The following is a 19,435-nucleotide window of genomic DNA, read 5'->3' as shown; positions in this document are numbered from 1 at the left end:
TGGTGAGGGAGGGTGGTCTGGGGCGACGATGTGATCGAAAGAAATAGAATCGGTCGAGCAGAAATATAGATGGTCGAACGGACCTGACGCGCTGTAAGCGGCGGCTTGCCCAACTCATGCTGTTTTCGCATGAGCGCATTCAGAATCAGCATCGTGCAGAATCTGCTGATGGGCGCGGCGCCCTTTTGAGCGTGCCGGCTTTCGCGACGTCGAGCGCGGCATGGTTAAAATCTCCTACTTCTTTTTCTTGTGCACGCACGCTCGCTCGCCAGATAACGCGCGGCCCCCCGCCGTAAAAATGAACCAGGTCTTCACAGTGCCCGCGCCGACAGGCGGTACGTGATTGTCCGTGGTGTGTCTGCCTTGAAAACCAAGCCGGAACGGTTGGCGAGTGGATGGCTGGCAGGAGGAGTCACCACTCGGCCGAGGTCGAAAAAACTGTTGAGCGGCTCGACACCCACAGCGAAATGCCGTCCCGCCCAAGGTTCGTGAGTGCGGCCGCCGTTGCTAATCCACAGCAGCGCATCGGGTAGCTCGCTGGCGTTCCAGTCGAGGCTCACATCCGCATGCTCCGCTGGATACCGCAAGATAAAAGGTGGCTCACATCCGGAAATCTGCATCAGCTCTTCGGTGCTTTCCGCCAATGGCAGTCGGGAAGCGTTCAACGGACCCTTCGTCGTCGGGACTTCTGTCAGGGACGCAAACGCACGGTTCGGCAGAATCTGCGAGATGCCGGGCTCCGGCGGGACCGGATAGCTATAGATGGACTGGCTGGAGCAACCAATAAGCTCCACGCCGCCGTCGGGGACGGCAAAGGTCGGATGCAGAGCGAACGGCATCACGACGTCGCGCCGCGCGTGCACCGTAAGCGACACGAGCAACGACGGCGCATTCGGGTCGGCCTCGACCTTACGCTCAAGTCTTTCGATCGCACTGTCGGCCGGATACGCGACTTGGATCATCAGCATGTGGGCGGTCTGATTCACCAGTGTCCACATGTGATTCGCACCGTACCCGTGAACCCATCCGTCACTGGCGTCGCGACGACCAAACCCATCAGGAAGACCTGCAGGCGCCTCGACCATCCCGAACGGCAGGCAGGGCCATTCGCCACGCAGCGCACGCATCAGTCCGTGCTGGCTGCCGTCATCGGTCCAGGGGGCCACCTGCATGGGGGAGACAGAGCGTCCTTCGCCGATGTCAAAACGCACCGGCGCGAGCATGCCGCCCAGTGACTGGATCTCCGCCTCACCGTGTTCCCACCTAAGCTTCCAGCGCTCGATTTGGTCCATTGTGTCGGTTAGTCAGTTTCGTAAAAGGAACCGCATGCCAGGCGGCTACGCAGCGCAATAGCTTGTGCGGACGTCAGACCAGACTGGTCACCCTATGATGACCAGCTGAACTGGACATCCGCGCGGTCCCGCGTGGCATCAATCAGGCGCGCGTTGACCTCGTCGGTGTGCTCAACCCATTGTTTCGCTGCGTCCTCGTCACGACCGAAGCTCATGTGACGGCTGACGAGCCGTTGCTGGCGCAAAGCTGAGTCGACATTGACGTACCAGACTTCGTCGAGCAGGGGCCGAACGCCTTTCCAGTGGCCGTGTTCGAACAGCAGGTAGTTGCCTTCGGTAATGACGAGCGGCGTATCGGGCGCGACCGGAATCGCGTTGGCGATGGGCTCTTCTATCTCGCGACGGAACGTAGGCGCGTAGACCGTTTCGTCATCACGCTGCTCGCGCAGCCGACGCAACAGCGCGACATAGCCCGCACTGTCGAATGTATCTTCAGCCCCTTTGCGGGATGCCCGACCCAGGCGAGCAAGCTCCACGTTCGCCAGATGAAACCCGTCCATCGGGACAATCACAACTTTCCCAGGGAACGCATCGAGGATCGCCTGAGATAGGGTCGACTTGCCGGCCCCCGGCGCGCCAACCAGTCCGAGAATGCGGCGACGTCCGCCAGTAGTCAGCTGCCGCAGCCGGCTCAAATAACGGTCTTCAATCATGGACATTATCCATCTATGTTTTAAGGCGTCGGGAGCCCTTACAGCGCACCCGCCGACGCCGCGTTGTACCCCGTGCATCATAATCCCGGCAGGCCTGATACCCCGCTACCTGCAAGCCGCGTTCAGTGATGCGCCTTCGCCTTTGCCGCGGCGTTGATGCCGCCAGCCATGAACTCGCGCGCGTGCTTTGCGAGGTCCATCCCGTCGTCCCACAGGTTGCGCCAGATAGCCAGAGCGTTGGACAACTCTTCATTGACGACCGTCGACGAGAAGCTTTCGAAAGTGACGACCCCTTTGTAATCGACCATTGCGAGCGCGTGGAAGAACTGCGAGAAGTCAATGGTTCCGGAGCCGAGGTAGCCGCGATTGCTCTCGCCGATATGAACGTAAGCGAGGCGGTCGCCGCACAGTAGAACCGGCTGCATGAAATCCGATTCCTCGATGTTCATATGATACGTGTCGAGATGAACACCAACGTTTGGCGCGCCGACTTCGTCAATCAACGCCAATGCCTGAGATGCCGTGTTGAGCAGGTTGCTTTCGTAGCGATTGACCACTTCCAGCCCAAGCTTCACGTCCTTCTTCAGCGCAAAATCCGCGATGTGCTTGATGGAGTCGATTGCGTTCTGGCGTCCCTTTTTAGTGACCGGTGCACTGTATTTCGCCATCGCGCCGTACAGGATCCCGCCGAAATATTTTCCGCCGATTTCGGAGGTAATAGTGATGGCCTCCTCGAGCATCGCCACCCCGCGAGCGACCGTCGCAGCATCTTCACTCGACACGTCCGCTGCGAAAGTCAGGCCGCGCGAGCAACCTACTTCGAGCCCATACTCCTGTAGCAGGTCCCGCGTGAGCGAGAGGTCCATGAGTTTCGGACCATGCAGCGACAGTTCCGCGAGGTCGAAGCCGGCTTCTTTCGTCGAACTCAAAACCTTGCGCGTCGACTCCGGCGTGAGGTCGCCAGCCCAAACCAGTGCGTGTACGCCGAGCTTGTTCATTGTGTAACTCCTTCAGTTGCGGCCGCGCGCTTGCGGACCAAAGTTTTCGACATGCCGTTAGCCCAGGCCCAACGGAAGAGCATCACAGCAAGCAGGAAGACACCCCACAACGCAGTCGCCAGATGCTGATTGGCGCCGAGCAGGTTGAGGCCGGAAGCGATGACCTGGAGAATCACGAGAGCGATAACGACCGGTACCACGCGGCCGAAGCCGCCGAACGGGTCAACACGCCCGAGGAAACAGGCCAGCACGGAGATGAGGAGAAACGCTTCGCCATGACCGACGCGGACCGAGTTGAACTGGGCGGCCATCACGACGCCCGCGACGCCGCACATCAACCCTGACAGCATGTAGATTCGGGTAACCGCACGCGTTGTCTGGATGCCGGAGTAACGCGTCGCCTCAAGGTTCGACCCAATCATGCGGGTCGCGAAACCCAGCCGCGACCGTGTCATCACGACGTGCCAAAGTAACGCGCAGCCAAGGAAAATCAGCAGTGGAATGGGTACGCCCAGGAAGACGCCGTTACCCATTTCGCGCACAAACGGCGGGAACCCGGAGATGTCACCGCCACGCGTCAGGAACTCGCCCAGCCCGCGCAAGAAAATCATCATCGACAACGAGACGAGGATTGGGCTGGCTCCTGTGCGAGCAATGACGGCCCCCATCACCCAACCGGCGGCGGCACCAGTTGCCAATGCGGCAGCAATGCCGAGGATGATGGCGATGGCGCCCGCATCTGCTCCACCGTAGGTACGAAGCACCCACGCCATCGCCAGGCCAGAAATGTTGGCCGTGAAAGTCACCGAAAGATTGAAGCCACCGGAAATCAGCGGCATCAGCATCGCCAGCGTAAAGAAGCCGAGTTCTGGCAACTGGAACGCTACCGAGACGAAGGTGCTCTCCGAGAAAAATCGGTCTGATGCGAAACTCAGCACCGCGATAACCAGGGCGAGAAATCCAAGCAACCCGGCGACGTCCGCTGGTACATGCGGCGCGAAAGAGCGATGAGATGTCGAGGTGTTCATGACGAGGCCTTTACGCTTTGTGACGTGAATCGCGCACCGACGAGCTTGGCGAAGCCGCCGCTCGACAACGTAATGGCGATGAGGATGATGGCACCGATAATCATCTTGAACGCGTACGGCGAGATGCCCAGCAGGTTCAAGCCATTTGCGGTGATGGCGGTCAGAAGGATGCCGAGGATGGCCCCGAGAATCGTGCCCCTCCCACCGCCCAACCTCGCACCGCCCAGCACCACTGCAGCGAGCACATCCAGTTCACGTCCATAAAACGCGTTCGGTACGACTTCCTGAACGTAGTGGGCTTGCATCAGTCCGGCGATGCCGGCCATCATGCCGAGCCAGCCGAACGCGATGTAATGCATCGCACCGATGTTGACCCCTACGCGTCGCGCTGCTTCGGGGTTGTCGCCCATTGCGTAGAGCTGCCGACCCGTTGTCGTGCGTCGCAATAGAAACCAGGTTGCGATGACCATGACGACCATCACGGCCACAGGCAGTGCGAGGTTCGCATTGCCACTCACGGTGCTGAAATGGATCAGGGAGACTCTGTCCGTCCACCAGTCAGGCAGGTCGTAGATGGAGACTCCGCCGGTGAGAAACATCAATCCACCGAAGAACACGTTGAACGTGGCAATCGTCACCACAATCGAGACGATGCGGAATCTGTAGATAATCGTCGCGTTGATGGAGCCAAGCAGAAACCCGAAGAATGCCGACACGATGAAGCCGAGCGCCCAATTGCCGCCGCCGAGTCGCATCACGGTCAATGCAGTGAGGTACTGAACCACCGAGGCACCGACGGCAAATGAAATATCAATGCCACCGGCAATCAGCACGACCAGCAGGCCGACTGCAAAAATGATGTTGACGGAACTCTGGTTGAGCAGGTCGAACAGGTTGGGCGCCGTGAGGAAGGTCGAGGTTGAAAGGCTGAGGCCAATCACCATGATGGCGATAACGAGAATCAGCAGGGCCTCAATCGAACCGATTCCGAGTTTGCGAAAATCAGGCATGGACGTCTCGCTCGATTTGTTCCATCGTTGTCGTTCCCGGCACGTACTCTTTAACGATGCGTCCATCGCGCATGTGCAGAATTCGGTCGGAGTTGAAGTAGACCTCCGGAATCTCGTCGGAGATAAGCAGGATGGCCATTCCCTCAGAAGCGAGCTTGTGAATGATGGCGAAGATGCCAGCCCGGGCGCCGACGTCGACGCCTACGGTGGGCGAATCCAGAATCAGGAGCTTCGGGTTGGTTGCCAGCCACTTGGCGAGCACAATGCGCTGCTGGTTACCACCCGACAATGTGGAGACCGCATCGTCGGGCTTGCCGATTTTCACGGCCAGTTGTTGAATCCAGTCTTGAATCAGCGCGTTTCGCTTTTTGGCAGCAATCAGATGAGTACTGTCCAGAAGGTCGTCGAGCACGGCCGCCACCGTGTTGTCGCCGATTGATTGCGGCTGCACGAGTCCGAGTTGGAGACGGTCTTCAGATACATAGGCAATGCCTGCGCGGATAGCATCACGATTCGTGCGCACCGACAGGGCTTTACCGTCGAGCAGGATGGAGCCCGCATTGGGACGTGTCATGCCGAACAGCGACAATGCAACTTCCGTTCTACCTGCGCCAAGGCGTCCCGTGACACCGAGAATCTCGCCCCGTCGCACCTTGAACGACACGTCGTGGTACTGACGTGCGCGTGACAAACCCTGCACCTCCAGCACGACCGGTGCTTTCGATAAGTTGGTCGTACGTACTTCGTAGTCGAAGGTGCGGCCCGTCATCAGTTCGGTAAGACGGGTCTGCGTCATCCCTTCGGTGGGGAAAGTTCCAACATACTGTCCATCGCGGAAAACGGTCACGCGGGTGCAGACATCTAACACTTCAGCGAGCCGATGGCTGACGAACACGACTGCAATGCCATCCGCAGAAAGCCGGCGCACAATTTTCAAAAGGGCTTGGGTCTCGGCGTGGCTGAGCGAGGCCGTTGGCTCGTCCATGAAGACAAGTCGCGCGTCGCGAACAAGCGCTCTGGCGATTGCCACGACCTGCCGTTGAGCGATAGACAGTGAGCGAACAGAGCGGTTGAGGTCGACGGAGACGCCGAGTCGTTCAAGAATCCGGCGCGCCGCTTCCTTCATCTTCCCGTAGCTGACGAGACGCGGACGAGACCCGAGGTTCTGCTCGAAAGCGATATTTTCCGCGACGGTCATTTCGGGGAAAAGCGCCAGGTCTTGCCAGATGACCTGAATGCCGAGATCACGGGCTCTCGCCGGGTCCAGGCCTTCGATTGACTCACCATCCATGAGCATCACCGCGCCCGGCTCCGGCTGATAGACCCCACTGATAATCTTGATGATGGTGCTCTTGCCGCAGCCATTCTCGCCAGCGAGGCATAGAACCTCGCCGGGCATGACGTCGAACGTCACGGCCCGCAGCGCCTTAACGCCGCCGAAGATTTTGGAGATGTTCTCGAGCTTGAGCAGTGGCGCACGGTCTGCGTCGAGCGCGGTCGATGCCGGATTTGCAACGCCATGCTCAGAACGAAGGGTGTTGGTGGAAGCTGGATGACTCATGGAAACGCTCCGATGGCACTGTCACGTAACCGGCCACGACCAAACGTGTCGCACCGTTTACTTCCGGGTGAGCGGTGTGCTGCCGCGCTCACCCGTTCGGCAAGGAAATACGCTCAGAGGCCCATCTTTGCGAGGTCGTCCACGGTCTTGGCGTTGAGGTCCACCAGGTTGTCGACAATCAGGTTGTGGCCAACGGGATGAACGACGCCCAGGCCTGGGATATTCGTGCCGTCTTTAATCGGCTGTCCTTTCGCGAGCATCGTGCCTAAGGTCACAAATACTTCTCCAGCGACTTCCGGATTCCACATGTATCCGCCGCTTAGCACGCCGTCGTGGACGAGCTTTCGACCTTGTCCCGGCGAGAACGGTCCGAGAACCAGGACCTTTCCTTTTGCCTGTTGCTCATCAACGGCGCGGGCTGCGCCGATGGGCCCCTGGCTGCCGAACGCAAGGATGCCTCTCAGGTTAGGATGAGCACGCATCAGGTCGAGTGCTGTCTTGCGCGACGCGTCCACGTCTTCAGCGACGCCGTAGCGGTCGCCGACGAGGGTCATCCCCGGATAGTTGGCCTTGATATAGGCGTTGGCCGCATCCGCCCACGCGTTATGAAGTGGCACGGTCAGGGACCCGACGAACACTGCATATTCGCCTTTTCCGCCCAGCGCCTCGCCGAGGCGTTTTCCGTAAGCATCGCCAAATCCTTTGACAGATGCCAGTTCAAAGTCCCAATCCGCGTTCTGCTGTTTCGGGGACTCGTGCGTGATGACCTTGATACCAGCGGCCCGAGCGCGCTGAAGAACAGGCTCCAGCACCTGTGCGTCGTTCGGTACCACGCCAATGACATCTACGTGCTGCGCAATCAGGTCTTCGATGGCACGCACCTGAAGCGCAGGGTCAGCGCTCGTCGGTCCGACCATGAATGCCTTGACCCCAAGCTGGTCAGCACGCTTCTTGATTCCCGCTTCCATCGCGTTGAACCAGGGAATGCCGCCAATCTTTACAACAATACCGATTACCGGCTTATCGGGAGAAGCCGATGCGAAGCCCGTCGTCAAAGCCAGCGCGACCGCGCTTGCGCCCAAAGTGCGGATGATGTTCTTGAACATGTCTCCTCCGTTGGACGCCCGACCTACCCGGCAGACGCCCGATGAGTGTTAGGAAAACCCGCTTATCACTTTGCTAAACTTTTGCTGAATCCATTCAGCAGTTCGGGTTGGTGTATGCTGAATCTATTCAGCAAATCGGTCGACCCCGGAGTTACCCTGGTACGGCACCTTTTTCCAAACGGTTACCTTCGAAACACATGAACGGCGGAAATGCCCTCGGAGTCACGTTGATGGCAAGCAGCAACCCCGGACGAAAGTCCACGATTTACGACATCGCAGAGAAGACTGGTTCTTCAACATCGACAGTGAGCATGGTGTTGAACGGCAACTGGGCCCGCTATCGCATCAAGGAGGAGACAGCGAATCGAATTCTCGACTGCGCGCGGGAGCTTGGATACAACGTCAACATGAAAGCGCGAGGGCTTCGGCTATCGCGATCGGGACTCGCGGGGATGATTCTTCCGCACTATCGGAACCGTTTTTTTGCAGGGCTTGCTCAGACCTTTGAAGACCAGGCCCGTAGCCGCGGACTTTGTCCGATAGTCGTAGGGACCCAGCGCGACCCGGAAGTAGAAGTGAGTGTCACGGAAACACTTCTGTCCCAACGCGTTGAGTTGCTATTCATTGCCGGTATGCGAAATCCGACGCCGTTGAACAATCTCTGCTCGGCCGCGAGCGTGCCTTCTATCAACCTCGACCTGCCCGGCGATGGAGCGCCATCGGTCGTTACGGACAATCGCAAAGGAGCGGCGGAGATCACCGAGGTGCTGATTGAGAAATTGCTGGCACGGGGTCATTCAACGGATGAGTTGGTCCTGTTGGGCGGCGTCGCCAATGAATATGCAACCGAGATGCGTATCGCAGGATTTCGGGACGCTTTTAAGGCGAGAGGAATAGCGCCGGCAAAAGATGCTATCGAGTGCTGCGGCTACAACGCGGCGGCTGCCAACCGGGCGCTGACCAGCCGCTGCCAGAAGCTCGGGCGCCCCCCGTTCGGCTTGCTGATGAATTCGATTACCGCGCTTGAGGGCCTGGTTCAGTTTATGGCGACATTGCCGCACGACGCGTGGAAGACGATCGTTGTTGGCTGCTTCGATTGGGATCCGTTCGCGGCATACCTACCGTTCGACGTAACTATGTTGCGGCAAGACGTGGAAAAGATCATTTCTGAAGCGTTCGCGCTGATTGAAAAGCAGGATCCTGCCGACAGGTCGCTCATCCTTGTGCCCACCGGTTTCGGCAAGATGTTTGAAGAGGCGGAACAAACAAAGGAGTTTGACCGCTAGCTTCATTTAGTCATGAAGCATGATGGCGATTTGAGGCCCGTGGTCATGAACGTTCGGCACTGGGTAGTCTGATACAGAGGGTGTTGTAGGCAGCGCATCCGGGTGTGTACTGCCTCGCAGTTTCCACAAACTCCAAAATGTTGAGTCCGCTTAAAAAAGGCCAGCTAGTTTCAATCACGTAATCCCCTGGCAATAAGATTGTCTAAACATTACGAATTGTCCTATCATTTTCTTTCCGTTTGCCTTCTGACGTACTTCGTGCAGGGAGAGCAAGATGGAATCAATGTTGGGAAAGCTGGCTTTAAACGTGCGATTCACCATGCCAGCAGGTTCTTCAGTGATCCTGATGACGCAAGTCGGGGCAATTCTGCTCGGTGCAACCTCCGTGCGAGCGCAAACCGGAGGATGTGGGTCACTCTCGGGTACTTATACCAGTGTCGTTTGCCTGCCCGCGTCAGGCACACCCGCGACAATCACGACCACCACCGGCACGACTGTGACGACGGCCACCGGCAACAGCATCCGGGCGGCCGCTGGCGCTGCGAATGCGACCGTTTCCCTGTCCGGCACGACGATCACCAATAACGGCGGCAACGCAGCGAACGGTGTGCAAAGTCAGGTCACGAGCGGGACGGGCAATGCGTCGGTGCTTTTCTCCGCAGGCACCGACTCGATCACGATGCAGGCCAGCAGCCAGGATGGCGTGTCCGTCACGAACGTGTCGGCCGGGACATCGAGTATTTCGGTCGCCCCAGGAACCACGCTGAACATCACCGATAAAGTGGTTGGAAACGAGCGGGACGGACTGGATATCAATGCGACCGGAGGCGGCAACGTGTCGGTCGTGCACAACGGCAGCGGCACCATTTCTGTTGCGGGCGGCAATGCGCTTTGGCTCAAGGCGGTCAACGCCGGCAATATTGCCGTGACGCTCGGGAACGGCATCAATCTTTCTGTCGATAACACCAACGCAACGTCTGCCGCCAGCAACCATGCGGGCATCCATACGCGCGCGACGGGAGCCGGAAACACCACGATCGAAAGCGCCGCGACGATTCAGGACCAGGGTACCAACGCGTTTGGGATCTACACGGAGGCCGGATTGGGCACGACGAGCGTGCGCAATACCGGAGCGATCACGACCAATGGATTGAACGGCTCCGGCATCCGGTCGACTGCAAGCGGCGGTTTGATCGACATTAGCAACGCGGGCGCGATCACCACGACCGGTGCTGCTGCGCACGGTATCTACGCGAATGCAGCCACGGCGACGAACACCAGCATTTCGGTCGACAACCAGGGCGTCCTGACGGTCGGCAACCCGGCGGACGTAAGCGGCGCGCGCGCCATCTATCTGACTGCGCGCGGTACCGGCAGTGTCCTCGTGACGGGCAACGGGAACATCTCAGTGCTGGGGAGCGCGGCGACGTTGCGCGGTCAGGGAATTATCGTCAGCTCGGAGAGCGGCAATGTCGGGGTCGACTACGGCGGCGCGATGACCGTGCACGGGCTGGGCGCGGGGGGTATCCGCGCTGATTCGAGTGGCGGAAATGTTCAGGTCAACTACACCGGCAGCGGGATCGAAACGTTCAACACCAATGCCAATGGCATTTATGCCACCGCGACGTCCGCAACCGGAACGGTGGGCATTGCGGCGCAAGGCACGATCGTCACGCATTCGGATGCGGGCAGCGGCGACGGCACCGGCACCGCGTCGTTCGGACTTCAGGGATACAGCCAGGGTGGGGACGTCAGCGTGTCCTTCACCGGCCCGAAGATCGATGTCAACGGGTCCGGCGCAGCGCTGCTTGCGGCGAACGCCTACACGGGCACCGGACTCGGCACGCTGACCGTCGCGAACAGCGGCGAGCTCATCGCCCGGGGCGATCGGCAGCAAGGCATTCACACGCGCTCGTCCACCGGCGCCCAGACCATCACGAACACGGGCCCTATACAGACTTTCGGTGCCACGAATAGCGCCGGCATTCTCGCCGAAGCGACCGCAGAGGCGGCCATTTCGGTCGTCAACGAGGGCGCTGTCAGCACGAAGGGCGCAAATTCGACCGGCATCGACGGACGCACCGAGGGCGGGTCGATTGCGATCCGCAATAGCGCGCCCGTGAGCGCAGGGTGGGGGAGCAGCGTCGGCGTCTCGCTCGGCGGCGCGACGCAGGTGCTGAACAACACTTCCAGCATCGGCGGGCTGAGCGACATGGCGGTGCTCGCGGATACCTCCGGCCTCGGGGCCAGCGATAACGTCACGCTCGACCCGGTTGATCCCGCGGAACCTGTTGCGGCGTTCGCGCCGGTCAGCGGCGTCGCTGCATCGTCATCGCCGGTCTTCGCGTTGACCAACGCGGGACAGCTGACCGGAGTGGTCAACGCATCCGTCTCAGCGGTGACTTTCGAAAACAGCGGCGTGTGGAACCTGCGCAGCTTCGCGGACAGTACCGGTAGTGGCACCCGTGACACGTGGAACGTCGCCGTGAGCAACTTGGGGAACAGCGGCAATAACTCGATCAACAATACCGGTACGCTGAACCTGTCCGCCCAACCGGCGGCGGGCATCAGTACCTTCAATTCCGCTGGCGCGTATTTGCCGTTGGGGCAGGTCAACAACACGCCCGTGCCGGGCGGGGCGGTGCAAGGACAGATACTCGGCGTCACTACCTTCACGAACAGCGGCACGATCGATCTGACGGGCGGAGCTCGCGCGGTGGGCAACGTGCTTGTTATTGGCGGCGGTCAGACCGCCGGCCAGGACGGTGGCGGCGTATTCGTGTCGAACGGCGGCACGCTGAAGCTGAATACGGTCCTCAACGAGGGTGGGGCCAATAGCCGGTCCGACATGCTGGTGGTCGATTCGACCCGAACGGGTGCGGGCGGTGCCACGCGAATTCAGGTCAGCAATATCGGCGGGGCGGGTGCAGTCACGAGCGCCAACGGAATTCCGGTTGTCGAGATTCTCGACAAGACGCCTGTCGCCAGCGACGCGAATGCGTTCGCGCTGAAAGGGCGTGCCGTGGCAGGGCCCTATGAATACAAGCTGTTTCGCGGTGCCGACGACGGCAGCGCCACGGATGCCTGGTATCTGCGCTCCGAGCAGGCGGCGCCGCCCAATCCTCCGGTTCCTCCGAGCCCTCCGGGGCCACCGGCGCCTCCAGGACCACCGGCTCCGCCCGCGCCCCCTGGGCCGCCCGCACCCCTGTACCGGCCCGAAGTGGCTGCCTACGAGGCTAATCAAAGGCTCGCCGCGATGATGTTCGTCCATAGTCTGCATGACCGGCTGGGCGAGCCGCAGTACGTCGAAGGTCAAGGTTTCAATCCTGATTCGGACAAGGCAAAGTCCGGCTGGCTTCGGGTCGTGGGACGCTGGGAAGGTTCCGAAAGCAAAGACGGTGTCTTCAAGACCAGCTCGAATTCCTTTCTGCTGAATGGCGGCCTCGAAGTTGCGAAATGGAAGCTGGCGAGCGATACGGACCGGCTGCACGCCGGCGTCATGGCGAGCTACGGCACCGCGAACAGCGACGCCGATGCACAAGGCAATACCGCCCACGCCAAGGGCGACGTCGAAGGCTGGGCTATCGGCGCTTACGGTACGTGGTATCAGAACGATGCTCAGAAGCTGGGCGCGTATGTCGATACGTGGTTCCAGTACGGATGGTTCTCGAACCGCGTCGAAGGCGACCAGTTGCCGACAGTCAAGTACAACGCGCAAGGACTCGGAGTGTCCGGAGAGGTCGGATACGCGTTGCCCGTAGCGTACGACTGGGTGGTCGAGCCTCAGGCGCAACTGATCTATCTTGACTACAGCGAGAACGATATTACGGAGCCCAATGGCACCCGCGTGAGCGGAGCCGATTCGAGCGGGATTGTCACCCGGCTTGGCATTCGCACGAGCCGCACGTGGACCCAGGTGGACGGTCGAAAGGTGCAGCCGTATTTCACGGTGAACTGGTGGTATTCGGATACGGATAGCAGCGTCAGCTTCAACCAGTTGCCTGTGGGCAGCCTGTATCCGCACAACCGCTTCGAGGCGAAACTCGGCGTCAATGCAGATCTCGGAAAACGATGGACAGCATGGACGAATGTCTCCGGCTCGTGGGGACAGCAAAACTACTACCAGTATGCGTTGCGTGTGGGCGCGAAATATACGTGGTGAACGCGGACAGCCTAAGCTTTTAGCAGGTTAAATCAGCGTATGTCGCGGGAATCGGCCCAGACCCTCTTGCCTTCGTTTCCGGAAATTTACTTGACGACGGTCGTGATAGAGTCCGCTCACGTTCTTTCTCGCGTAACGCTTATGCCGCCAAGCATCGAATCTGGATCGGTTGATCCGGTTGATCACCCACAGGGCATGGGAACCAGTACCGTCGCGCAAACCGCGGACAGGCAGATTCCGCAGATCGTCCCAGAGCAAACTGCCCTGGTGATCATGCATTATCAGACCGACATCCTCGAGTTGTTTCCATCGGTCGCAGCCACGTTGCTCGCGAATACGCGGCTGTTGTGCGACGCCGCGCGAGCAAAAAATATCAGCGTCTATTTCGCCAAGATTCACTTTAGCCCCGGCTATCCCGAAGTCAGTCCGTTGAATAGAAACGGGCAACGCATCAAACAACTCGGTCTTTTCGTCGACGACAAGATCGCGCCAGAACTCGGTCGGCGGCCCAGTGAACCGCTTATCATCGCGCATCGTGCCAGCGTGTTTTTCGGTACTGATCTGCAGGCGCAGCTTAGCGCTCAGGGAATCGATACGCTGTTCATGGTGGGCATCGCGTCGACCGGTGTGGTGCTATCGTCGGTTGCTTATGCGAGCGATGCGGACTTCCGTCTGTTCACGATCAAGGACTGCTGTTACGACCCAGATCAGGTCGTGCACGATCATCTTTTTTCAACCGCGTTCGATTCGCGCACGACGGTGCTCTCACTCGCCGAGACCTTGTTGTTGCTTGCCTGATAAAGGCCGTGTTCTGGACGCCGTACGCGGCAGCGCGAAGCGAAACTGCCGCCCCGCAACTCAATCCTTCTCTCTCCGGGACTCGGGCGAGTGATACGTTTAATTTGCCCGATGTCTTCGCAACTCTTGCTCTTTTAAAATCTTCTGGTAGGATATCGCCCCTGTGTAGGGGAGTCGCCAAGTTGGCCTAAGGCACCGGATTTTGATTCCGGCATTCGAAGGTTCGAATCCTTCTTCCCCTGCCATCACTTTCCTTCAAGTCCTGGATCGATCCGGGCAACGGTCGTAGACCGTATCGGCCGCACCAACCCGCACGTCACTGAAGTTGAAAAGCGCGGCGCGCGTTCAGCGCCCGCCAGTAGGTGAAGAAGCGTCCGCCGAATACACCGGCGACGGCCCCGGACACTAAAGCATCGATCAGGACCATCATCCCGAGTGAAGATGCGTCGGTGACGGTCGCGATCTCAACACCCAGCCAGAATTTGGTGACGAAGGTGGCCGTAATCAGCAATAGTGGCACCACTGATCCCGGCAGCATGACGGTCTTCGCAATCGGATCGACAATGAATCGGGACCGGCTTGCGATGAAAACGCCGCCCATGATGCCAACGAGTGCGCCTGCCATCCACGTGATCGCCGCGGACCATCCGACCAGCGGATCCGAAATCAGATGTGCAATACCCCACGCGGCAAAAACGATGGGAACGATGGCGAGCTTCGAGAGTGGTGCCGTTCCACTTCTCAGTGCCTTGATCCCGCGCGATAGTAGAACGACGAGTAGCACCCAGACCCAGATCGGCGTGCCGTGAATGATTGCTTCCGGGGACATGATGAGCTCCTTTCAGAACTGGTGATTGACGGATGAACGACTAACGTTCGAGCCGCTCAGTGGTATTCAGCATACCGGCATGGAATGAGCGGAGAATTATGAAGGCTTCGGTTGGTGTCCATCCGACCTGATTCAGTCAATCCAATCAGATTCATCGACCGGGATGCAGCCCTTTCTTTGTCCGGGTATCAGCGCGATACTCGATAAAATGTTTCCGCTAATTCGCGTGACGTATGTTCGCCGAAGCAAATGAGATGGGAACTCACGCGTTTCGACGCGCAATCCAGCTTGCTGGCGTTTGATCATCGTGCTTGAGTAGCTCGACTCAACCGGTAACCGGCAATTAGTCCTATGTCGTACGCGCTTTCTATTGCGCGCGCGATGCTTTCCACGCTGACCACATAGCGTATTTCTGCTTGATCGGAACAAGGAAATTGTTCGACGCCGAAACATTCGTGGGCGATTTCGCCCAACGTGTTCAGGCGTTCATCGATCGGCGCGGACATGGTTCCAGACGTGTTTGAAGTCATGAGGCGGCAATGCCGGTCAGAGATTCGCTAGTCAGTACGCCCACCATCCGGGTCCCCACATGTTCCAGTTCCAGGCCGCGTTTTCGTTCATCTCCGCATTCATGCGTTCCTGAGTCACCAGGTTTTGCTGGAGTTGTTCCCGCTTGTAGTTGTCCCACGCATTTTCGTCACCAATGTACAGGCAACCGCATGCATAGGGATCCGCATATAGAAAAGCAAGCTTTCCGTCCTTCACCTTCTGGACGACGCGATTAGGTGGCAGGGTTTCCAACTGTGCGCGTTGTTGATCAGTTGTTACAGGGACGATATGAAAGCCCGCTGCCGCCAGCAGGTCATTTTTTTCGTTGGCTCGTTCGACAGGTGTGGCGCATCCGGAGATTGCAATGCACGTGCTCATCGCGAGCAGCAAAGTGGACCATCGAAGCTTCATGACCATTTCCTTTTTTTGGCGGGTAGAAAATATCGGGCACTTTGCATCACGCGCGGAATGCCCATTGCAATTAGACGAGATTCACAGAACCACGTCTCGTCGATCGTGACCGGCGGGAAAGCGATTAAGAATGCTCGAACAGCGAGAGTTTCTTCGCTTTGATCATGGATCGGACTTTCGACACGAAAGACGCGTGCGGGTCCTGGGTGCATGCTTGCGTGACGGTCTCTCCGACAGGCTGGACCGTATCGACTACCAGGGTGTCCGTTTCCTTCACGCCGAGCTTGTCGACGCCGGCAACCCAGTAAATCAGGGCCGGTCGGTATGCTTCGTCGACTGCAACATAATCCGCACACGTCATTTTCGCGGGGCTGAGTTTTTTCTCTTGCGCACTAGCCGCTTGAGCAGCGGCAATGCAAATCAATACCATGAGAATTTTGGTGAATTTCATAAATAATCCCTGAAGTGAGCAAGTCGGGTTCGTCGCAAGATTGGCGGCCAGAGTGGTGAAAACTGGCGTTGTGTGTAAGCAGATAGCGACGTGCATGGTAGAACTGGAGAATTAGTTCAGCGTTAACGAGTGCCTGTCGGCAGGGTGGTTAAGGAGCGTTGCCGGACGAAGCGTCTTTCGAAGCGCAGGGTAATGCCATGCGTTTTATCCGGCCGTTCGCGATGAAGCGTTCAAGCATTACCCGTCGATTCGCTGTCAGCTGCGCGAGAGCTAGAGCTTATGCGGGCTAGGCACTTGCGGGGTGGCCGTCTCATCAAACCAGACGGTCGCCACGAGTGGATGAAGTGGGCGCTCGATAGCGCAGGCATTAAACCAGCAAGCGCTGGAAAAGATGCTGCGGTCAAAGGGTGTGTGCGAACAGGGAGAGAAGCAGGGATTGCCGAGTGACTTCGGCCGGAATACACATGCGGCGCGCGTGTGCGAGTGGCAATGATTCAGATTCTTCGCGTCCCCGCAGGCACTAAGGCAAGCTTGTCGATGACACCCGCTCTCCCAGTCTGCAGGTGACCGAGCGGCATCCCTGAGTGAGCGTGCCGCTGGACATCATCTTCGCGAGCAAAGGCTTTTTAGTTTGCAGTCGCTGCGATCGTAAAGCGCCGTAGCCGCACAACTTGCACACGTCGATCAGGGGCGTTGGGCGAGTGCGGACTCGAAAAGAGGCTTCCACGACAGGATGTGCTGGCTGATCAGATCGCCCGCCTCTTTCTCTTTCCCCTGGTCAGCCAACTCCACCATTTGATAGTGCTCTTTCACCGATTCCTGCTGGCGAATGCGGCCTTCAGCGGTATCTATTCCATAGAGCCGCATGTCGTCGCGCAATTGCATCACCGTTCGGGTCAGGAAGGGATTGCCAACCTGTTCTACGAGCGCTTGGTGAAAAGCCCGGTCGGATGCGAGGTATTGCGGCAGGTTTTTCGACGCAACCGCGTTTGCCACTGCATCGGCAAGCGCGACTAGCGAGGCGCGGTCTTTGAGGCCCAGACGCGCGAGCGCCTCAATAGCAAAGCGCTCGAGCAACTCCCGCATGGTGAAGAGGCTCTCCAGTGCTCCCAGAGAAAGCTGCTCAACGCGGAACCCGCGATTGCGCATCGCGACCAGCAGGCCGCTGCGAGTGAGTTCCAGCAAGGCCTCGCGAACCGGCGTGGTCGAGACCCCGAGTTCGGTGGCCAGTCCCGGTACTGAATAAATGGCGCCGGGTGACGTACGTCCAGATACGATATCCGCGCGCACATGGGCGACGACCTGCTCACGCAGATTGCCCGCGCCGACATCTTGCAGGTGGTCCATTTCGCTCCTCTTCTTGATTAACGCCATTGCGGCTGACCTGGTCGACAGAGTAGTGCGTATTGGCGACGCAACCGGGATGATCGCCGCCCATGGGCAGACTATTCTCGCGTTCGCGTCAAATTTGTCATGTAACGCGCTACTCAAACTACGAAGAATTCTAGACGATTTTTGATCGTCGGGCACGCTGTCTATGAGCATCGTGCATCACAACTGTGGAAGCGCTTCCTTAATTGTGTCGGGGCTGGACGACTTCCGTCGCCGAGGTGGCGAAAGGCGTTCTCTTCAGACCAGGCATGTGGGCTGAAACTCCTTATAGGTAAGGCATACGGCGTGTTTTTTGGAAGCCAGAAATAGCATCGGAGATGCCATAAACGGCGACCAGAAGAGGCCAAGGGTTTGCCCTAGTTGTTTTGGGGATTTTCGGGCTTAGAATTCACTCACTTCGTAGTAACGCGCTACTTGTTCTACGAACAAAGCGACGGCCATTTTTGTATTTTTTAACGCGAAACCCAGAACAAAAAGCGCATCACTACGACATCAGTAAGGTACGCGTAATAATTCCAGCCGTCTTATGGCCCTTCCAATCCGTGTTTGTCAGCGAGCGGAGAGTCCATTTACATCACTGGCGTCCCGTCCATCGTCATGGAACGCCTGCGGCACTTCACGAGGGAATGATGCGAGTACTACTGGTGGAAGATGATGTACACGTTGGTCAAAGCCTGTTCTGCGCGTTGAAGGGTGCGGATTACGTCGTTGACTGGGTACGTGACGGCAAGTCTGGCCGGGACGCGATTGGCAATGCGTATTACGCGGTCGCTTTACTCAATATGGGCCTTCCGGGTCTGTGCGGTATTGATCTGCTCAAAGCATCGCGGGCTGCCGGAAACAGCGTCCCGGTATTGCTTCTCTCCGCCCACGACGATCCCGAAACGCGTGCACGCGGTCTCGACACCGGTGCCGACGATTTCGTACTCAAACCGTTCAATGTCAGCGAACTGCTGGCTCGTATACGCGCTGTGCTTAGGCGGACCGCGGGCTATCCGACCTCGCGCATCGGCGACGAATCAATCAGTCTCGACCTGGATAAGCGCACGTTTTTCTATAACGGCGTGGAGTCGTCGCTCTCCGCGCGGGAATTCGCGATGATGCATGCTTTTCTGGAACGTCGCGGCACAATCCTGTCCCGCGGCCAACTCGAAGAACGCTTGTATGGTTGGGGCAGAGAAGTGGAGAGCAACACGATCGACGTGTTGATCCATGCAATGCGAAAAAAGTATGGACAATCGTTGATTCGCAATGTCCGGGGCGTGGGTTGGACAGTGATGCCGGGCGAATCTTCCTCCAGTACGCCGGGCGGCACGTTGTCGAGTCGCAAGGGCTTATTAGCCCACTGATCTGCAATGAAGCGCCGGCGATCCGTCGCGAAACGAGATGACTCGTTTCACGCACGGGGATAACAAAGTAATTCGACGTCAATTGGTGACGCGGCAAATACGACTTGTTGCCGCGATGCCGAATGCGGGCATTGCATGTTCGTTGACCATCGTAATAAGCGTCGATGCTCGCTCCGCTTCTGGAAAAAAGCTTTCAGCGCTACACCAAGCCGCAAGCGAAACTCCGGTACGGTGTCTCGCCCACTCCTCCGCTCGCCTGCGGAATAAAACTCGAGTAAGCATACACGCGTTGGCACGGAACGCGGCTGGACACTCGCCTCTCAACTTCTGAATCATCGCATCGATACTGTCCACGCCGCCATCGGCTGCGGAGAGCAATCTGGCTTGCTCTATTGCATTGATTTTTATATCGGCTGCTGAAGTTTTCGAGTTATTTCGGACAGTCGGATCCATGCTGCTCAGCCCGTACTTCTGTTGTTAATTCGCAGCTAATTCCTCCG

General features: G+C 58.4%; 17 protein-coding genes and 1 tRNA gene. 5 read left to right on the top strand and 13 right to left on the bottom strand.

Translation table 11 applies throughout. From position 1 onward, the window contains the following. Positions 1-311 precede the first annotated feature (311 nt). The 7 genes from LMG28727_RS22585 to LMG28727_RS22555 form a co-directional block, all read right to left on the bottom strand. Positions 312-1,292: an aldose epimerase family protein gene (locus tag LMG28727_RS22585; RefSeq protein ID WP_201644540.1), complete on the bottom strand. Its 981-nt coding sequence runs from the start codon at positions 1,290-1,292 to the stop codon at positions 312-314. A 92-nt stretch (positions 1,293-1,384) separates the two neighbouring features. Next, complete coding sequence (locus tag LMG28727_RS22580) at positions 1,385-2,005, bottom strand: nucleoside/nucleotide kinase family protein (RefSeq protein WP_201644539.1); 621 nt, start codon at positions 2,003-2,005, stop codon at positions 1,385-1,387. Between the two features lie 122 nt (positions 2,006-2,127). After that, complete coding sequence (locus LMG28727_RS22575) at positions 2,128-3,003, bottom strand: sugar phosphate isomerase/epimerase family protein (RefSeq protein ID WP_201644538.1); 876 nt, start codon at positions 3,001-3,003, stop codon at positions 2,128-2,130. Beyond that, complete coding sequence (locus tag LMG28727_RS22570) at positions 3,000-4,031, bottom strand: ABC transporter permease (RefSeq protein WP_201644537.1); 1,032 nt, start codon at positions 4,029-4,031, stop codon at positions 3,000-3,002. The genes LMG28727_RS22575 and LMG28727_RS22570 overlap by 4 nt, the downstream gene beginning before the upstream one ends. Beyond that, positions 4,028-5,041, bottom strand: coding sequence for an ABC transporter permease (locus LMG28727_RS22565; protein ID WP_201644536.1), 1,014 nt, complete (start codon positions 5,039-5,041; stop codon positions 4,028-4,030). The genes LMG28727_RS22570 and LMG28727_RS22565 overlap by 4 nt, the downstream gene beginning before the upstream one ends. Further along, positions 5,034-6,602: a sugar ABC transporter ATP-binding protein gene (locus LMG28727_RS22560; RefSeq protein WP_201644535.1), complete on the bottom strand. Its 1,569-nt coding sequence runs from the start codon at positions 6,600-6,602 to the stop codon at positions 5,034-5,036. The genes LMG28727_RS22565 and LMG28727_RS22560 overlap by 8 nt, the downstream gene beginning before the upstream one ends. A 113-nt stretch (positions 6,603-6,715) precedes the next feature. After that, a complete protein-coding gene (locus LMG28727_RS22555) occupies positions 6,716-7,708 on the bottom strand; it encodes a substrate-binding domain-containing protein (protein WP_201644534.1) in 993 nt (330 codons plus the stop codon). 230 nt (positions 7,709-7,938) lie between these two features. Between LMG28727_RS22555 and LMG28727_RS22550 the strand changes: the two genes are divergently transcribed. The 4 genes from LMG28727_RS22550 to LMG28727_RS22535 all read left to right on the top strand — a co-directional run bounded on the left by LMG28727_RS22550 (position 7,939) and on the right by LMG28727_RS22535 (position 14,199). After that, positions 7,939-8,994, top strand: coding sequence for a LacI family DNA-binding transcriptional regulator (locus LMG28727_RS22550; RefSeq protein WP_201644533.1), 1,056 nt, complete (start codon positions 7,939-7,941; stop codon positions 8,992-8,994). A 274-nt stretch (positions 8,995-9,268) separates the two neighbouring features. Continuing rightward, positions 9,269-13,156 carry an autotransporter outer membrane beta-barrel domain-containing protein gene (locus LMG28727_RS22545; RefSeq protein WP_201644532.1) on the top strand — a complete coding sequence of 1,296 codons (3,888 nt, stop codon included), beginning with the start codon at positions 9,269-9,271 and terminating at the stop codon, positions 13,154-13,156. Positions 13,157-13,351: 195 nt separating this feature from the next. Beyond that, positions 13,352-13,954, top strand: a complete 603-nt coding sequence (locus tag LMG28727_RS22540) for an isochorismatase family cysteine hydrolase (protein WP_236592260.1) — start codon at positions 13,352-13,354, stop codon at positions 13,952-13,954. Positions 13,955-14,121: 167 nt separating this feature from the next. After that, positions 14,122-14,199, top strand: a tRNA-Gln gene (locus LMG28727_RS22535). 71 nt (positions 14,200-14,270) lie between these two features. On the opposite strand, the gene LMG28727_RS22530 is transcribed toward LMG28727_RS22535, so the two are convergent. The 5 genes from LMG28727_RS22530 to LMG28727_RS22510 all read right to left on the bottom strand — a co-directional run bounded on the left by LMG28727_RS22530 (position 14,271) and on the right by LMG28727_RS22510 (position 17,541). Beyond that, entirely contained in the window at positions 14,271-14,783 is a 513-nt protein-coding gene (locus tag LMG28727_RS22530) for a DUF6622 family protein (RefSeq protein WP_201644530.1), read from the bottom strand. Between the two features lie 302 nt (positions 14,784-15,085). Then, positions 15,086-15,289: a hypothetical protein gene (locus LMG28727_RS22525; protein ID WP_201644529.1), complete on the bottom strand. Its 204-nt coding sequence runs from the start codon at positions 15,287-15,289 to the stop codon at positions 15,086-15,088. Between the two features lie 55 nt (positions 15,290-15,344). Beyond that, positions 15,345-15,743 carry a hypothetical protein gene (locus LMG28727_RS22520; protein ID WP_201644528.1) on the bottom strand — a complete coding sequence of 133 codons (399 nt, stop codon included), beginning with the start codon at positions 15,741-15,743 and terminating at the stop codon, positions 15,345-15,347. Between the two features lie 124 nt (positions 15,744-15,867). After that, positions 15,868-16,194, bottom strand: coding sequence for an HdeA/HdeB family chaperone (locus LMG28727_RS22515; protein ID WP_201644527.1), 327 nt, complete (start codon positions 16,192-16,194; stop codon positions 15,868-15,870). A gap of 684 nt (positions 16,195-16,878) precedes the next feature. After that, on the bottom strand, positions 16,879-17,541 hold the full coding sequence (locus LMG28727_RS22510) for a GntR family transcriptional regulator (protein WP_201644526.1): 663 nt from the start codon (positions 17,539-17,541) through the stop codon (positions 16,879-16,881). Between the two features lie 674 nt (positions 17,542-18,215). On the opposite strand from LMG28727_RS22510, the gene LMG28727_RS22505 reads away from it, so the two are divergent. Beyond that, a complete protein-coding gene (locus tag LMG28727_RS22505) occupies positions 18,216-18,935 on the top strand; it encodes a response regulator transcription factor (protein ID WP_201644747.1) in 720 nt (239 codons plus the stop codon). Between the two features lie 78 nt (positions 18,936-19,013). Here the strand turns inward: LMG28727_RS22505 and LMG28727_RS22500 are convergent, their stop codons facing one another. Beyond that, positions 19,014-19,388, bottom strand: a complete 375-nt coding sequence (locus LMG28727_RS22500) for a hypothetical protein (RefSeq protein ID WP_201644525.1) — start codon at positions 19,386-19,388, stop codon at positions 19,014-19,016. Positions 19,389-19,435: the final 47 nt, after the last annotated feature.

The organism is Paraburkholderia metrosideri, from assembly GCF_904848625.1.
GTDB classification, from domain to species: domain Bacteria; phylum Pseudomonadota; class Gammaproteobacteria; order Burkholderiales; family Burkholderiaceae; genus Paraburkholderia; species Paraburkholderia metrosideri.
This window is presented reverse-complemented; position numbering and strand designations above follow the sequence as displayed.